General features: G+C 40.5%; 16 protein-coding genes. 5 read left to right on the top strand and 11 right to left on the bottom strand.

What is annotated here, in order from left to right; all coding sequences use genetic code 11:
• The first annotated feature begins 110 nt into the window (after positions 1 to 110).
• The 3 genes from DV942_RS05085 to DV942_RS05095 all read left to right on the top strand — a co-directional run bounded on the left by DV942_RS05085 (position 111) and on the right by DV942_RS05095 (position 5,443).
• Complete coding sequence (locus tag DV942_RS05085) at positions 111 to 1,745, top strand: TldD/PmbA family protein (protein ID WP_145855785.1); 1,635 nt, start codon at positions 111 to 113, stop codon at positions 1,743 to 1,745.
• A 2-nt stretch (positions 1,746 to 1,747) separates the two neighbouring features.
• Positions 1,748 to 3,064 carry a TldD/PmbA family protein gene (locus tag DV942_RS05090; RefSeq protein ID WP_090982071.1) on the top strand — a complete coding sequence of 439 codons (1,317 nt, stop codon included), beginning with the start codon at positions 1,748 to 1,750 and terminating at the stop codon, positions 3,062 to 3,064.
• Between the two features lie 738 nt (positions 3,065 to 3,802).
• Entirely contained in the window at positions 3,803 to 5,443 is a 1,641-nt protein-coding gene (locus tag DV942_RS05095; protein ID WP_145855787.1) for a TldD/PmbA family protein, read from the top strand.
• Positions 5,444 to 5,704: 261 nt separating this feature from the next.
• On the opposite strand, the gene DV942_RS05100 is transcribed toward DV942_RS05095, so the two are convergent.
• The 4 genes from DV942_RS05100 to DV942_RS05115 form a co-directional block, all read right to left on the bottom strand.
• On the bottom strand, positions 5,705 to 5,980 hold the full coding sequence (locus DV942_RS05100; RefSeq protein ID WP_145855789.1) for a hypothetical protein: 276 nt from the start codon (positions 5,978 to 5,980) through the stop codon (positions 5,705 to 5,707).
• An 88-nt stretch (positions 5,981 to 6,068) separates the two neighbouring features.
• Positions 6,069 to 6,536, bottom strand: coding sequence for a hypothetical protein (locus DV942_RS05105; protein ID WP_145855791.1), 468 nt, complete (start codon positions 6,534 to 6,536; stop codon positions 6,069 to 6,071).
• Between the two features lie 449 nt (positions 6,537 to 6,985).
• Positions 6,986 to 7,726: a DUF3667 domain-containing protein gene (locus DV942_RS05110; protein WP_090982063.1), complete on the bottom strand. Its 741-nt coding sequence runs from the start codon at positions 7,724 to 7,726 to the stop codon at positions 6,986 to 6,988.
• 6 nt (positions 7,727 to 7,732) lie between these two features.
• A complete protein-coding gene (locus tag DV942_RS05115; RefSeq protein WP_145855793.1) occupies positions 7,733 to 7,990 on the bottom strand; it encodes a hypothetical protein in 258 nt (85 codons plus the stop codon).
• 155 nt (positions 7,991 to 8,145) lie between these two features.
• Here DV942_RS05115 and DV942_RS05120 point away from each other — a divergent pair, with 155 nt between their 5' ends.
• The gene (locus DV942_RS05120) at positions 8,146 to 8,769 is read left to right on the top strand and encodes a TetR/AcrR family transcriptional regulator (RefSeq protein WP_145855795.1); all 624 of its coding nucleotides are present in this window, start codon (positions 8,146 to 8,148) and stop codon (positions 8,767 to 8,769) included.
• 117 nt (positions 8,770 to 8,886) lie between these two features.
• On the opposite strand, the gene DV942_RS05125 is transcribed toward DV942_RS05120, so the two are convergent.
• Positions 8,887 to 9,501 (bottom strand): hypothetical protein, encoded by a 615-nt coding sequence (locus DV942_RS05125; RefSeq protein WP_244950831.1) that lies wholly within the window; start codon positions 9,499 to 9,501, stop codon positions 8,887 to 8,889.
• A gap of 104 nt (positions 9,502 to 9,605) precedes the next feature.
• Between DV942_RS05125 and DV942_RS05130 the strand changes: the two genes are divergently transcribed.
• Entirely contained in the window at positions 9,606 to 10,499 is an 894-nt protein-coding gene (locus tag DV942_RS05130) for a winged helix family transcriptional regulator (protein WP_145855796.1), read from the top strand.
• 119 nt (positions 10,500 to 10,618) lie between these two features.
• Here the strand turns inward: DV942_RS05130 and DV942_RS05135 are convergent, their stop codons facing one another.
• Genes DV942_RS05135 through DV942_RS05155 form a run of 6 tightly spaced genes read right to left on the bottom strand, consistent with a single transcriptional unit; the run spans position 10,619 to position 15,813 of the window.
• Positions 10,619 to 11,638, bottom strand: a complete 1,020-nt coding sequence (locus DV942_RS05135; RefSeq protein WP_145855798.1) for a zinc-binding alcohol dehydrogenase family protein — start codon at positions 11,636 to 11,638, stop codon at positions 10,619 to 10,621.
• 5 nt (positions 11,639 to 11,643) lie between these two features.
• Complete coding sequence (locus DV942_RS05140; RefSeq protein WP_145855800.1) at positions 11,644 to 12,672, bottom strand: aldo/keto reductase; 1,029 nt, start codon at positions 12,670 to 12,672, stop codon at positions 11,644 to 11,646.
• Positions 12,665 to 13,000, bottom strand: a complete 336-nt coding sequence (locus DV942_RS05145; RefSeq protein ID WP_145855802.1) for an L-rhamnose mutarotase — start codon at positions 12,998 to 13,000, stop codon at positions 12,665 to 12,667. The genes DV942_RS05140 and DV942_RS05145 overlap by 8 nt, the downstream gene beginning before the upstream one ends.
• A gap of 6 nt (positions 13,001 to 13,006) precedes the next feature.
• The gene (gene gluP, locus DV942_RS05150; protein ID WP_244950883.1) at positions 13,007 to 13,954 is read right to left on the bottom strand and encodes a glucose/galactose MFS transporter; all 948 of its coding nucleotides are present in this window, start codon (positions 13,952 to 13,954) and stop codon (positions 13,007 to 13,009) included.
• Entirely contained in the window at positions 13,864 to 14,274 is a 411-nt protein-coding gene (locus DV942_RS23755; protein ID WP_244950832.1) for an MFS transporter, read from the bottom strand. Before DV942_RS23755 ends, gluP begins: the two co-directional genes overlap by 91 nt.
• Positions 14,275 to 14,295: 21 nt before the next feature.
• Positions 14,296 to 15,813: an alpha-L-fucosidase gene (locus DV942_RS05155; RefSeq protein ID WP_145855804.1), complete on the bottom strand. Its 1,518-nt coding sequence runs from the start codon at positions 15,811 to 15,813 to the stop codon at positions 14,296 to 14,298.
• Positions 15,814 to 15,909: the final 96 nt, after the last annotated feature.

A 15,909-nucleotide genomic window follows, 5' to 3' on the forward strand; every position in this document is an offset into this window, starting at 1 on the left:
ATAAAATCTCCCCCCATTCTGCTTTTGAAACTAAAATGTTATAATCAAATTTCCATTTTTAGCCACACAATTGGCTATATTGAAATCGTAAACTAACTAAACTCGACCAATTGAAACGAAAAGACTTCCTCTATTTATCCGGAATGGGTATGGGTGCGCTGCTTCTGCCCGACCTTTCTGCTTTCGGAACTCCGATAGACCCTTTACAGGCCTTAGACGGAGTAGATGTAAAAATTAAAAAAGAACTGGCAGATGTTGCACTAAATGCAGCAAAATCAAAAGGTGCAAGTTATGCTGATATCCGCATCGGGCGTTATCTTAATCAATTTGTGGCCACGCGTGAAAAACGGGTTCAGGGTGTAGCCAATACTGAATCGTATGGCGTGGGCATCCGTGTATTGGTTAATGGTTGCTGGGGTTTTGCCGCTACAAACAATGTAACTAAAGATGCCATTGCCAAAGCAGCGGAACAAGCAGTTGCGGTTGCAAAAGCCAATGCCAAAATACAGGGTGAACCGGTTCAACTGGCGCCCCAAAAAGGTTATGGAGAGGTAAGCTGGAAAACCCCCATCGAAATTAATGCCTTTGAAGTGCCTGTAAAAGAAAAGGTAGACCTGCTTTTAAATGTTAATGATGTGGCCATGCAAAACGGCGCCAATTTTGTAAATTCCGTCATTTTCGCGGTTAATGAGCAAAAATACTTCGCTTCTACCGATGGTTCTTACATCGATCAGGACGTGCACCGCATTTATCCCACTTTTAACGTCACCAAAGTCGACCGTGAATCGGGTAAATTTAAAACCCGTAACGCATTAAGTGCTCCTTCTGGCAAGGGTTACGAATACATGCACGCGCGACCTGAAGATAAAGTTACCGGTATTGTTACACGCTATAAAGGCCGTTACGATATGCTCGAAGATGTAAAGGAAGCAGCCCGTGTAGCTACAGAAAAAGTAAAAGCAAAATCCGTTGAACCAGGCAAATACGACCTGGTTTTAGATCCTTCGCACCTATGGTTAACCATTCATGAATCGGTTGGACATCCGACAGAATTAGACCGCGTTTTAGGTTATGAAGCCAATTATGCCGGAACGAGTTTCCTGACATTAGATAAATGGGAATCGAAAAAATTCAAATTTGGCAGCGATAAAGTAAACATTGTAGCCGATAAAACGCAGGTTGGATCGTTAGGTGCTGTAGGCTATGATGATGAAGGTGTAAAATGCAAAAAATGGGATCTGATCAAAGACGGCATTTTGGTCAGTTACCAGGCCATCCGCGATCAGGCACATATTATCGGTTTAACCGAGTCGAACGGCTGCTGTTACTCACAAGGCTGGGATGATGTTCAGTTTCAGCGTATGCCAAATGTTTCACTACAGCCGGGCAAAGAAAAACTAAGTGTGGATGAGATGATCAAAAATGTTGAAAAAGGCATTTACATCATCGGCGATGGAAGTTTCTCTATTGATCAGCAACGTTATAATTTTCAGTTTGGCGGACAGATTTTCTATGAAATTAAGCAAGGCAAAATTGTAGGTATGCTTAATGATGTGGCCTATCAGGCCAATACACAAGAATTCTGGAACTCTTGTAATGCCATTTGCGATGAAAGTGATTACCGTTTGGGTGGCTCGTTTAACGATGGAAAAGGCCAGCCTTCTCAAAGCAGTGCTGTTTCGCATGGCAGCGCCACCACCAGGTTTAATGGAGTTAATGTTATCAATACAGCAAGAAAAATATAATTATGGCCATATTAAGTAAAGAAGAAGCCCAAGCGATATTAAAAAAAGTCATCGGTTATTCGAAAGCCGATTTTTGTGAGGTAAGTTTAACCGGCGCTGATGGAGGTAACATCCGTTATGCCCGTAATGCCGTTTCTACCGCAGGCCAGATCAGTACCATGAGCTTAGGCGTAAGTTCCACTTTTGGAAAGAAAACCGGTTCTGCCACTATCAATGAATTCGATGATGCCTCTTTGCAAAAAGTAATAAAGAGAGCAGAAGAGCTGGCCATGCTGGCGCCAGAGAATCCCGAATTTATGCCACCCCTAGGTCCACAAACCTTTGCAGAATCGAATACCTATAATGATAAAACAGCTGCTATTACCCCAGATACCCGGGCTGAAATGGTAGGTAAAAGTTTGAGCGTATCTAAAGCTGCGAACCTGGATGCTGCTGGTTTCCTTGAAAATGCTACCCGTTTCAATGCCATTATGAACTCGAAAGGTTTGTTTGCTTATAATAAAGGGACAAATGTTTCCTTTTCTGTTACAGTAAGAAACAAACAGGGAACAGGTTCTGGTTATGTAGAGCAGGATTTTAATGATCTGGATAAAATGGATACCCTTGCACTCAGTAAAATTGCGGCAAGCAAAGCCAATGGCTCGGCAGGGGCAAAAGCCATTGAGCCAGGCAAGTATACTGTAATTTTAGAGCCGCTTGCTGCCAGCGATATTATTGGCAATATGTTTAGGGGCTTTGATGCCCGCAGTGCTGATGAAGGCCGGAGTTTTATGAGCAAAAAAGGCGGCGGTACACGTTTAGGCGAACAATTATTCTCCGAAAATGTGAATATCTATTCTGACCCGATGAATGCTGAAATTCCATCTGCTACATTTACCGGAGAAGGTTTGCCGGTAACCAGAACGCAATGGGTAGAAAAAGGAGTGGTGAAAAACCTGTCTTATTCGAGATACTGGGCCGCGCAAAAAAATGTCAAACCACTTCCTTTTAGCCGCAGCATGATCATTGAAGGCGGCAATCAATCATTGGAAGATTTAATCAAGAGCACGGAAAAAGGGATATTGGTAACACGCTTCTGGTATATCCGATCAGTAGACCCGCAAACCTTATTATTGACCGGATTAACCCGTGATGGTACTTTTTACATTGAAAATGGCGAGATCAAATTCCCGATCAAGAATTTCAGGTTCAACGAAAGTCCTGTTATTATGCTGAACAATGTAGAAGCTTTGGGCAAGCCGGTGAGAACAGGAAGCGGATTGATCCCACCGATGAAAATCAGGGATTTTACATTCACTTCATTATCAGACGCGGTTTAAGTAGTGTCGTCCTCGACTGAAGTGCAACGGAATGGAGAGATCTATAACAGAAAATCTCTTTAAATAGATTTCTCCGTTTCGCTACCGATGAAAAATCGGCAGCTACAGTCGAAATGACGATATTTTTTAAGAATAATACCTATTTAACAACCACCATTCCCTCAGAAGGTCACCCTGAGCGGAGTCGAAAGGCATAAGTTAAATCGTCCTCGACTGAAGTGCAACGGAACGGAGAGATCTATAACAGTAAATCTCTTTAAATAGATTTCTCCATTCCACAACCGAGGAAAAATTGGCAGCTACAGTCGAAATGACGATATTTTTTAAGAATAATACCTATTTAACAACCACCATTCCCTCAGAAGGTCACCCTGAGCGGAGTCGAAGGGCATAAGTTAAATCATCTCGACTGAAGTGCAACGGAACGGAGAGATCTATAACAGTAAATTTCTTTAAATAGATTTCTCCATTTCGCTACCGATGAAAAATCGGCAGCTCCAGTCGAAATGACGATATTTTTTAAGAATAATACCTTTTTAACAACCACCATTCCCTCAGAAGGTCACCCTGAGCGGAGTCGAAGGGCATAAGTTAAATCGTCCTCGACTGAAGTGCAACGGAACGGAGAGATCTAATAGTTGAATCAACTTAATAGATTTCTCCATTCCACAACCGATGAAAAATTGGCAGCTTCAGTCGAGATGACACCCCTTTTTTTATTAATAAATAATCCAAAAATTGAGAAGAAGAGATTTCCTGTACATGACGGGTGTTGGCCTTACCGCCAGTATGATGCCAAATATCCCGGCCTTCGGCAAAATGATTTCTGTTGAAGAATCTTTAACGCCTGTTGATGTTGCTTTAAAGAAAAAAATGGCCGATGTTGCGCTCAATGCAGCCAAAAGCAAAGGTGCCACTTATGCTGATGTTCGTATAGGAAGATATTTGAACCAGGTTGTGGCTACCAGGGAAACCCGGGTGGAGAACATTTCCAATTCTGAATCCTACGGGTTAGGTGTTCGCGTGATTGCAAACGGAAGCTGGGGTTTTGCCGCAACAAACAACATGGACGACAACAGCATTGCCAAGGCTGCTGAAGCTGCCGTGGCCATAGCCAAAGGAAATGCCAGATTAATGGAAGAACCTGTAAGACTAGCCGCGCAAAAGGGTTTTGGCGAGGTAAGCTGGAAAACACCCATTGAAATCAATGCCTTTGAAGTGCCCATTGCCGACAAAGTTGATCTCCTTTTAAATGTAAATAGCGAGGCCATGAAAGGTGGCGCTAAATATATCAGCTCCAATCTCTTCATGGTCAATGAACAAAAATATTTTGCCTCTACTGACGGATCTTACATCGATCAGGATATCCACAGGATATGGCCAACCTTTACCCTGACCAAAACAGATTCTGCCAGCGGCAAGTTCGAAACCAGAAATGCTTTAAGCGCACCAATGGGTATGGGTTTCGAGTATCTGAAGCCCAAAGATGAAGAAAAGATAAAAGGCGGGCCGGTTACCATATACAAAAAACGGTACGATATGCTAGAAGATGTGCGCGAAGCTGCAGTACATGTTAACGAGAAATTAAAAGCGAAACCCATAGCACCAGGTAAATACGACCTGGTTTTAGATCCGTCACACCTCTTTCTAACCATACATGAATCTGTCGGCCATCCCACAGAACTCGATCGCGTTTTAGGTTATGAAGCCAATTATGCCGGAACCAGTTTCCTGACATTGGATAAGTGGGAATCAAAAAAATTCAACTTCGGCAGTAAAGAAGTGAATATCATCGGCGACAAACTGGAACCAGGGTCGTTAGGTGCAGTAGGCTATGATGATGAGGGCGTAAAATGTGGTAAATGGGACATCATTAAAGATGGAATTTTGGTAAATTATCAAACCATCCGCGATCAGGCGCATATTTTAGGACTAAAAGAATCGCAAGGTTGTTGTTATGCCGACAGTTGGGACAGCATCCAGTTTCAGCGGATGCCCAACGTATCATTGGCGCCTGGAAATACGGCATTAAGTGCAGCCGACATGGTTAAAAATGTAGAAAAAGGTATTTATATGTTTGGCCGGAACTCTTACTCTATAGACCAGCAGCGTTATAATTTTCAGTTTAGCGCACAGCTGGCTTATGAAATTAAAGAAGGCAAAATTGTTGGCATGTTAAAAGACGCGGCCTATCAGGCCAATACCCAGGAATTCTGGAATTCATGCGTACAGCGCTGCGACAAAAACGATTATCGCCTGGGTGGGACATTTTCAGATGGTAAAGGTCAGCCAGGGCAGGTAAGCGCCGTTTCGCATGGTAGCGCAACCACACGTTTTAATGGCGTTAACGTAATTAATACCGGCAGGAAGCTGGGGTAGCTTTATCGCTGAGAGATATAGACTAACTTTAAAAGCTCCTTCATTCTGCTCAGTACAACAATTGAGAAATGGCATTGGAATCTGCGCTTGAACAGCTATGCTTTTCGTACGCATCCTTTACACGAAGGCGCCCTGCTGTTATTCTGAACGCAGTGAAGAATCCTTCTATAAGGTAGTAAATTTACACTTGAAAGATCCTTCGTTGCGCTCAGGATAACAATTTAAAACAGGATACACAATGGTATAAAAATACTCCTTTTGTTATTTCGGTTCCTTTCTATTATCAATCGCAGTATCAAAAGTCTTATTAAACTCACCCTTTACCCATTGTACTTTACCGAAGTCCTTTATCTCTGGTGCAATGATGTAATTTCCGGTCTCGCTATCCAGGATCACAACCATGTTAGTGGCATTTACTTCCGTACGGTACCTTCCGCCCGTTTGATCCTGACTATTTTTAAAACTGATGGCGGTAAACATAATGCCAGCGCCAAAAAATCCCAATAAAAGGGATTTGGAATCCAATGTAATTTTCATATTCTAAAGATTTATTTGTGTGTGAAATCAAATTAATGATTTTAATTCACGCATTTTAATTCTATCAGAAATATTGCATCACTTTTTACTACATATTAAACAGAATATAAGTTAAAGCTGCTGAAGCCATAACAACAATCAATAGTTTTATCAAAAATTTTTGAATGGGATTTTGATTATCTCCTACATGGTCAGAAATGATATCTTTGATCTCCGTATCCCTGCTTCGCGGCATCACATTGCCGATAACCTCAGAGCGGATCAACTTTTCCACATAATCTTTACTTTCTGCCAACCCCGAACCTGTGGCATCCTTATAATGCTTAATGGCGTTTAGTTTATTGCCCTGATTTAAAATAGTCAATAGCTCAGCGTCCAGATTTCCGAGATTGGTTATTGGTTGCTGTACCCCGCCTTCTAAGGCATCTACATAATCTTTAGCTTCTTTTAAACCGCATTTACTCTGATCGTTAATTATTTTGACAGCTGCCACTTTCTGATCCCTTGCGAGGAATAATAAGGCTTGTTGTTTTGTTTCGGGACTAACATTAATCATCACTTTTAATTTAGCAAAATGTATTCCGAAAAACGAGATTTCTACCGTGCTTTTGTCACTCCGCTACGCTGTTTAAATATCAGCAGCCAACAGATCTTACTTTCATTCTGAACGAAGAGTAATGTTTCATAATAATCTGTCTGTTTTAAAAGTGGTATCCAAGCAAAGAAAAAGATAGGTTTCAACTTGGTCCAAAGAATATGTGTGTACACAAAACCAATCCTGATTAAATTATTTCTGATAAAATCTTCCATCACAGCAGCGCGTCCCACAATAACCACAATATTTTTGTCTGCCTGCAAAACCTGGTTCGATACATTTGCACACCTAATCAATTTTTTTTTATACCACGCAACGCCAGATCCGGGCCAAAAAAATCGAATTAAGCACCTATTTTATTAGTAAATGAAATATAAAACTCCTTATTCAACGGTATTCGCCTGTTAAAATCAACGTTTTGCAATGACAGCGTAAACAATGCCAAGTAGAAGGGCAAGTAAACTGTACGATACCGGAACGAGGATGCTTCTTAAAATCAAAGCGATTTTACGATAGTTAAAGGCCGAAAAAAACTGATAATAAAACCAAATGCTATAGAAAAGACCTAAAAAGCTTAATACACCGAAGTATAGAAATAACAGCACCTGGGTATTATGATAGAATATGGTCAGGACAGAAACAAGCAGACCGATAATCATTTCCACAATTACGCGGTACGAGTTTAAAACCAGGTGTTCTGAGAAGTTAAGCTTCGCTTTTCGAAACCAGATTAAACTGAAGCACGAATAAACAGGAATCGTGATAATGAGTACTAGTTTGGGATAATGAGAAATAAATTTCTCGAGATCGTTCATCATTGCTTTGCCACTCTTAGGCATCAGATCGGACATATTGCCATGTGCATAGGGCGCTATGAGACCTGATACCGTCAGAATGAGCAGGATGAGCGTAATAAAACTAAAATAAGGAACCCTTTTGCCCTGAATGTATTCGCGGACACTGTGCCCCGGCCGGGTGAACAGGCTTTTCAGGGTAAATAAAATGCCTTTGTCTACATGCCAAACCCCATGAATAAAATCATGTTCAATAAAGTGTTTAATGGAATAACGATGTGTAGTAGACTTTTGCCCACAGTTTGCACAGTAATTCTGCATCACCGGAGCGCCACAATTCAGGCAATCTGTTGACATGGCTGGCTATGATTTGGCGTTTCTGTTTTTAAGTTCAGTATTAATCTGCGACAAGCTGATAAAAGCTGGCAATAATGTTAGCGAACTGCAAAACGGAACGATCATCAGTACTTTGGGCATGTTAGATGAAAAGGCCAGATAGATGATAATTGCAGTAGCAACGAGCAATACCAGGCCAAGCCCAAGCAGTGCACCCTGCAAACTTTTTTTCTTTTTATACAATTCTTCTACAGGTATTGCCGAAATGGAAGTTTCCTTTTTCATATCGTTTGCTCAGATTAATGTAGTTTGGGTCTTGCAGAGCGCTTCGTCATTCTTTTGCCAATCGCCCCGACTAGACAAATATACAACATATCACCAATTGGTGATAAAAATATTTAAAATGATTATGTAATTTTCCCGTTGGTTATTTAAATGATATGGAAGAGGAAACAGAAGCCAAACCTTTTAGGAACAAAGAAAAAAGCAAACAGAAATTTTTATATGCGGTAGAAAAAATACTGCATACCAAAGGTTTTTCAGGCCTAAAGGTCAATGATATTGCACGTACTGCAGGTTTGGACAAAAAATTAATCTATAACTATTTTGGTGGGAAGGACGGTCTGATTGATGAATACATCCGATCACAGGATTTTTGGAGCAATGTAAAAGATGAATCGGGTGGAGCTGTGATAAAGGACGGAGGAAAAAAATTTTCTAAAGACATGCTTCTCTCTCAATTCGATTATGTTTTCAAGAATAAAAATATCCAGAAAATTCTACTTTGGGGATTATTAGACAACCGTAGATCCTTAAAAAAACTGGCGAACGATCGCGAAGAAAACGGAGCGCGCTTATTTGAAGGCATTACTGATCCTCATTTCGATAAAAATGCCAAAAGATACCGTGCCATTATTGCCTTGCTGATTTCCGGAATTTACTACCTTGACATTTACGCCACCACGAACGATTGTACATTTTGTGGATTGAACCTTAAAAGTGCAGATGGACGATCGGAAATTGAAAATGCCATCTCGTTTTTGATCGATAAAACTTATGAGTAAGAAAATGGAAGAAAGTTTAGATACTTCCTTTCCATTTTCTTCTTGAAGGCATAACTTGTTATCAACCTTATAACAGGCTATAATAGCCTCATTAAATTTACGACGTTATTAATTTGCTTAGCAACCACCTTTGCGGGGTAAACGTTTAAAAATTACCTTATTATCCCGTTCTACATATTCAGCAGATACTATTGGATATGAATACTTAGGTGCGTATGACATATTACGGCTTCTGACCATGATCTTATCGTTAATCTTTAAGCTATACAATGGTGCAAGTTGAGACTTTTCTGCCTCAAAATTTACAATGTAATCGGCACCATTAATGCGGGCCATTACACCGAACCCCAATCTTGATCCGGGCGGAAGCGTTAATGCCGTTACCACGGCTTCCATATCTGTAAATTCATTTATATCTTTTCTTATCTTAGCAGCACTGACATGTACATTTTTTCCTGTAGGTGACGATTCCCATTTCTTAAATTTAATACCATCAGGGCTAACCACCCATTTTTTCTTCTCGGCATCACTTTGAGCAGCAGAAAGGGGTTTTGAGCTTAGCATTTTGCTCTCATTTTTAATTTCACGGTTAGCAAATACTAATCCGCTTACCACCACCAGCGGCAAAATCAAAACATACATCATTTTGTTCCTTTTTTTTGCAGGTTTGATCATCATCGATCTATCTGCTGATAAATCAGATTTGTTTAAGGCTTTTTGTTTATTTTCCATATCTTTTTAAAAATTAATGAAACAAACTTACTTTGATATTTATCCGTCTGAAGAAGCAGGATTGTAAATAAAAATGTAAACTTTGTAAATAAAACATTGACATTATGCAACTTAGTCAAAACCTCTTCACGGGTAAAGGCATGTACCTCTTTGGGGCATTATTGCTTTTATCTTTCATCATGATTTTTGCGGCTTTCAGTATTTCGGATAATGATGATTTTCATCTTTCAAGAAGAGAGGTTTTATTTCGTCGCATCGGAGATGAACTACTTTTACAATCGGGCGATAGTATATCCAGGGTGCTTCCGATAAAAAAGGTTGCGAAAAATGAATATCAAATTCAGTTTGAGCATGAATTTAGTTTCAACCCCATCACCCTGGTGAATACGACTAAACGTTTGCTAGCAAATGATCCAATGACAGATGACTACGTGGTTAAAGTATTGAATATTAACGATTCAAGCACTGTTTATGGCTACGCAATAGCCCACAACAAAAAAGATGAAATTATAGCCTGCATAGGAAGAAAACAACCAAAAGCACAATATATGATCAACATTCAACTGAAACCTACAGGCATAATCACCAAAAAGAATGGGTATCTGCTCGGTAGCCTGCCATTTTTAGCTTTTGTTGGCTTTATTTTCTTTAGATCGGTTAAACCCAGAAAGGCTTTACCCAATGATGATGAACATAATGACCTGATAACTTTAAGTTCAGTTCTGTTTGATGCTAAAAACCGTAAGCTCACCCTAAATGAAGACACAATAGCGTTAACTGGTACGGAAACAAGATTACTGCTCATCTTCGCCCAGTCTCCTAACGAAACCATAGAGAGAAGCCGGCTGCAAAAAGAAATATGGGAAGATGAAGGGATTATTGTTGGCCGTAGCCTGGATATGTTTATATCAAAACTGAGAAAAAAACTGGCACCTGATCCAAACATCAATATTACTGTGGTCCGCGCTAAGGGATATAAGCTTGAAATTAAGGGTTAAACAGAAAACGGTGATAAGAAAACGATATCATATTATAAAAAAACAGGACTAGATTTGATATACAAAACTAGTCCTGCTCTTTAATTACTGGAATTTCTTTTCAAATTAAATACCTGACGTTATTCGTCAAAACTGATCAATGCCTTGATCAGCGATTCATTGGCCTGCAGCAAATGATTAAACTTTTCTTTTACTTTCGTAAATGGTACATTATGGGTGATAAAATCTATCGGTTTAACCAGCCCTTTTCTAATGCAATCAATCACATAGGCAAAATCATGCGGCAAGGCATTTCTACTGCTCATCAGTACCGCTTCACGCTTATGAAACTCAGGATGTACCACTTCAATCGTACCTTTCTGAAGGCCTATCATGATAAATTTACCGGTATGTGCCAAAAATTTGAACGCATTGTTAATGGCATTTAAGTTTCCGGTACAATCAATTACCACTTTCGCCATTTCTCCATCGGTAATTTTTGATAATTGCTCTACAGCATCGGTTTTTAATGGATTTATGGTGTGTGTGATACCGAAACGCTCGCTGCAAAAAGATAACCTGTTATCATTTACATCAATAACGATAACCTCAGCTCCACTTATTTTGGCAAAGGCAATAGTCCCCAAACCGATAGGTCCGGCGCCGAGTATCACCACGGTGTCGCCTTTGTTCAACTGCGCCAGGCCAACGCCATGCGCTCCTATGGCCAATGGCTCTATCAGCGCAAGTTCATCTACAGTTAATCCTTCCCCACTAACAATTGCAGTTGCAGGAACCGTGATATACTCTTGCATGGCGCCATCTATATGAACCCCGAAAACTTTAATATTTACACAACAATTGGTTCTGCCGCTTCGGCATGCAATGCACTTTCCACAATAAAAATATGGACTAATGGTAACCAGATCTCCGGTTTTAAAGTTTGCTCCTGCCCCAGCCTCTACTACCTCGGCAGCAATTTCGTGGCCGAGGATTCTTGGATATTCGAAAAATGGCTGTGTACCTTCAAATGCGTGGTAATCGGTGCCACAAATTCCCAGTCTCCTCATTTTGAGCAATACCATCCCGTCTTCAACTGATGGCATTTCTTTATTGATATAGGTAAATTCTCCTGGTGTATTACAAACTAATGCTTTCATCCTTATTATAAAAATTCAATTAATCCCTGTGTTTTCATTTCCTGCCAAAACCCGGCAGGAATTTCTTTTTGGGCCATCGCAGCATTAACAGCCACCTTTTCAGGCCGTGTGGTATTTAAAGCAATGCTTTTTACGCCGGGAAAACCTGCAGAAAAACTAAAACAGGCCTCAGCAGGAAGTACGTCAAACGTTTTACAAACCTGATAAAACTTATCCCTCCAGGCCAAAAGCGCTTTCCCCGTCAAAGTATTGCCATCAACCGGCTGGTAATTATAAAAATCTCCGCCGGTTAAAAAGCCGCCATTAAATATGGCCGAGTTAATTACTTTAATATTTTTCTGGTCTAGCTCTTCTATAAATGCGATCAGATCAGGGGGATGCGATTTGATGGTTAAGCTGTTGGCAATCATCACCCAGTCAAGATCAACATCTGCCGCAATAGCCTGAATAATTTTCCAATCTTTTGCACCTACCCCGATGGAAGAAACTAAGCCGGCAGATTTTAGTTCAGCCAAAGCCATGTAAGCATCAAGAATCCGTTGATAACGTTCTTTATAATCTTCCTCACCTTCGCTTGCAATAAGATATTCGTCGGGATCGTGTACCGACACCATCTGTGCCTTGTAACGGCCCAGAAGCTCGTTACCTTGCTCAAAACACTTTAATATCCCATCGTAGCTGATCATCTGTACCGCATCATGTTCAATATCCTTCCAGATACCGGGCTCAAATGTAGGTTCGGGAGTTAAAAGCGGTGTTCTGTACCAGCCCAGCTTATTGCTAATGACTACCTGTTGAGGATCTACCTTCAAATCCGCCAAGCATTTCCCCAGCGATTCTAATGCGAGACCTGCCCCATATTTACCTGCCGTATCAAAAAAGGCAACTGGTTTTGATGAGTCTACACAGGCTTTTACAACTTCCCGTTTAACATTATAATCTATTGCCTGATAAAGATTTCCCAAACTACTGGTTCCGAAAACAACCGGAGGCAAATTTAGTACCGGCTCTTGCTGTTTATTTTCGTTAAGCATTTAACTGAAATATATTTTTCATTAGTACCCACTTTTCTCCGGGCTTTGCAAATGGCAATGCCTGTTGGTATTTCCACATCAGCTTTTCCCATTCCTCTACCTTCGGGTTGGAGGCATCCATCAGTGCCTTTTTGTCGAAGCTAAAATCATCTTCTGTTTCCATAATCATAAACAGGCGGTTGGAAACACGGTAAATTTGCATATCCAGTATGCCCGAGTCGATGATGCTACGTTTAATTTCAGGCCATCCATTAACATGGTACGCTTCATATTCTGCGATCAGTTTTTCATCGTCTACCAGATCTAGGGCTAAACAGTATCTTTTCATTTTTAATTATAAAATTTCATTCGGTTGATTAATAATGTCTTTTCTTGTTGTTTTTTGCCCCATTAAGCCAAATAGCATAATCACAACAAAACAAACCAGGGGCACATAATATCCATTCTGGATATTTCCCGTTCCGTCACTCAAATATCCAAAAAAACGTGGTAATATTGCGCCACCCACAATTGACATAATAATCAAACTACTTCCCAGTTCGGTATCCTCTTTAAGGTCTTTAATGCCCAGAGAGAAAATAGTAGGAAACATCACCGACATAAAAAAACAAATGCCAATAACGGCATACACCGTTGTGATGCCAGAAGCCATGATGGCAACAAAACAAAGCAATGCACTGATAAAGGCATAGGTAACCAATAAATATTGGGCCTTAAAAAAGCGCGTCAGGAAAGTAGTAAAAAAACGTCCGGTCAGAAATGCAAAACCACAAACACCTAAGTAATAAGTTGCCTCTTTATCTGTAATACCCGCTGATTTGGTTGCATAAAGAATAAACAAGCTAAATACAGATACCTGTGCGCCAACATAAAAAAACTGCGAAGCTATTGCCCACGATAAATGTTTATGTTTAAAAACCTGCCAAAAACTTTGTTTAGCCGTCCCTTCATTATTTGTTCTGATATCGGGTAATTTGATAAAATAAAATACAGCAGCCAAAATAACCAATATGGTCCCCAACACAAAATATGGTCCCTGTACAGAGGTAGCTTCTGATGCCAGTACCGATTTTTGAGTAGCCAGATCCATTTTTGCAAGCGCGCTATCTGATACGCCCTCTACCAAGATCAGTTTACCGCCAATGATTGGTGCAAGTGAAGCCGCAAGCCCGTTAAAAGACTGGGCAAGATTTAGTCTGAAAGTAGAGGTTTCCGGTTTTCCAACCAAGGTAATATAGGGGTTTGCTGCTGTTTCCAGAATAGTGAGTCCGCATGCAATAATAAAAGTGCAGCCAGGAAGAAATTGTAGGATTGTACCTGGGCCGCAGGCAAAAACAAATAACAGCCTACTGAAAATATCAAAAGGCCAATTATTATCCCACTTTTATAGCCGTATTTTTTCATGATGATACCTGCCGGCAACGCCATTACAAAATAGGCGATAAAAACCGCCGAGTCTACAAGCGTAGCCTGTACCGTGGTTAGCGTAAATGAACGTTTTAAATGCGGAATTAATATAGGGTCAAGATTATGGGCAAATCCCCATAAAAAAAACAGTGAGGTAATTAATATTACCGCCAGCGTGGAGCGCTTATTTTCCATCAAAGAAGATTGAGTACATTTTTATTTTTTAAATTCTATTTTAAATCCTGTAACCGCCCAGGCAGGGTAATTCTTAGGCTTTTTGATCAGCAGTGCACCATCGGTTTGTGTGCAGTCCAGTTTTTCCTTACTGCCCAGAAGGGTAACCGAACGAATCGGTTTTTCAAGATATTTAGAATTTTTTCCTAATAATTCCATTTTGATCTCTGTTTCAGGCATGCTCATGCAAAACGCAAAAAGGTTACCCCCTTTTGTGGTATATCGGATATCCGTAGCTTGGTAATCACGTGTATCGGCCAATCCGCCAAAATCTCCTTTTTTCTGGTTCGATTTGATAGTAGATGGTCCCTCTCCATACACTTTCCAGGGCCTTGTGGCGTAAATTCCTTCTCCATAAGTTTTGGTCCATTCGCCTAACTCCGTTACAATTTTAATTACATCAGGTTCTAAATCGCCCTCAGGGGTTTGCACCACATTAATCAGCAGGTTTCCGTTTTTACTAACCACATCAATCAATAGCTGGGCAATTTCATTTGTACTTTTGTAACGTTGGCCTGTCCGGTAGTACCAATCGCCAATTGAAGTATCGGTTTGCCAAGGGAAAGGACTGATCGAATCGAGCACACCACGCTCCACATCCTGCGCCCATTTACCTTCAGAAGGTTCTTTAGGGGTATAAACCGCTTCAAGTTTACCTTTATTTTTAGCCAGGTCCTGGTTGTAGTAATGCGCCACCATTTTACGGCCATATTCTTCAAAAGGCACTTTGCTATCAGAATAAAGCAGATCGGGATGATAATTATCAATCAGTTCAGTTACGTAGGTTAACCATTTTTTATGCCATGCCGGATTATTGGTCAGCCATTCTTTAATGTTGCTTGAATCAGCTGGCAAATGGTACAGATCTGAATATTGTGGATCATGTCCATCATACGGAATCCCGGCAAACGGTCCGGTTTTATCGGCTCCATGGCTGGGTTGGAACCAGTTGAAACTTGCAGCCAGGTGTTCAGAAACCCCAAAACGGAGGCCTTCTTTTTTTGCTGCTTTTTGCCAAAGGCCAACTACATCCTTTTTTGGGCCCATTTTAACGGAATTCCATCTATGGATTTTCGAGTCCCACAAGAAAAACATATCATGGTGTGAACCCATACTCACAAAATATTTTGCACCCGCTTTTTTATAAAGGGCCATCAATTGTTCAGGGTTCCATTTTTCTGCCTTCCAGAGTGGAATAATATCTTTATAACCAAATTTTGATGGTGGTCCGTAATGTGCTACATGATATTTGTTCTGATCATTGCCTTGCAGATACATGCCCCGGGCATACCAATCGCCCTGACGGGGAACTGCCTGAGGCCCCCAGTGCGACCAGATACCAAATTTAGCATCACGGAACCACTCGGGGTATTGATACTGCTTTAAAGATTCGTCTGTAGGTTTGAATTTACCCTGCTCAGGGCTGGTGTTTTTTTGCTGAGCCTGTGCATTTAGCAACATGGAAATTGCAATAATGCCTATGGATATTTTTTTTCTCATTTGTGTAATAACGATTTTTATATCTGGTTACTATTTTCAAAAATAAACATGTTATCCGGTCTATTTTTAAATAAATTAGACTATTTATTGTAAAAA

It is taken from the genome of Pedobacter suwonensis, from assembly GCF_007833675.1.
Taxonomy (GTDB): domain Bacteria; phylum Bacteroidota; class Bacteroidia; order Sphingobacteriales; family Sphingobacteriaceae; genus Pedobacter; species Pedobacter suwonensis.

Bases quoted from the DNA above. Each gene is read 5' to 3' on its own strand.
- DV942_RS05125 (WP_244950831.1), bottom strand. From the start codon at position 9,501: ATGGAAAATAAACAAAAAGCCTTAAACAAATCTGATTTATCAGCAGAT.
- DV942_RS05105 (WP_145855791.1), bottom strand. From the start codon at position 6,536: ATGATTAATGTTAGTCCCGAAACAAAACAACAAGCCTTATTATTCCTC.
- DV942_RS05140 (WP_145855800.1), bottom strand. From the start codon at position 12,672: ATGCTTAACGAAAATAAACAGCAAGAGCCGGTACTAAATTTGCCTCCG.
- DV942_RS05100 (WP_145855789.1), bottom strand. From the start codon at position 5,980: ATGAAAATTACATTGGATTCCAAATCCCTTTTATTGGGATTTTTTGGC.
- DV942_RS05130 (WP_145855796.1), top strand. From the start codon at position 9,606: ATGCAACTTAGTCAAAACCTCTTCACGGGTAAAGGCATGTACCTCTTT.
- DV942_RS05120 (WP_145855795.1), top strand. From the start codon at position 8,146: ATGGAAGAGGAAACAGAAGCCAAACCTTTTAGGAACAAAGAAAAAAGC.
- DV942_RS05155 (WP_145855804.1), bottom strand. From the start codon at position 15,813: ATGAGAAAAAAAATATCCATAGGCATTATTGCAATTTCCATGTTGCTA.
- DV942_RS05090 (WP_090982071.1), top strand. From the start codon at position 1,748: ATGGCCATATTAAGTAAAGAAGAAGCCCAAGCGATATTAAAAAAAGTC.
- DV942_RS05115 (WP_145855793.1), bottom strand. From the start codon at position 7,990: ATGAAAAAGGAAACTTCCATTTCGGCAATACCTGTAGAAGAATTGTAT.
- DV942_RS23755 (WP_244950832.1), bottom strand. From the start codon at position 14,274: ATGGAAAATAAGCGCTCCACGCTGGCGGTAATATTAATTACCTCACTG.
- DV942_RS05110 (WP_090982063.1), bottom strand. From the start codon at position 7,726: ATGTCAACAGATTGCCTGAATTGTGGCGCTCCGGTGATGCAGAATTAC.
- DV942_RS05145 (WP_145855802.1), bottom strand. From the start codon at position 13,000: ATGAAAAGATACTGTTTAGCCCTAGATCTGGTAGACGATGAAAAACTG.
- DV942_RS05135 (WP_145855798.1), bottom strand. From the start codon at position 11,638: ATGAAAGCATTAGTTTGTAATACACCAGGAGAATTTACCTATATCAAT.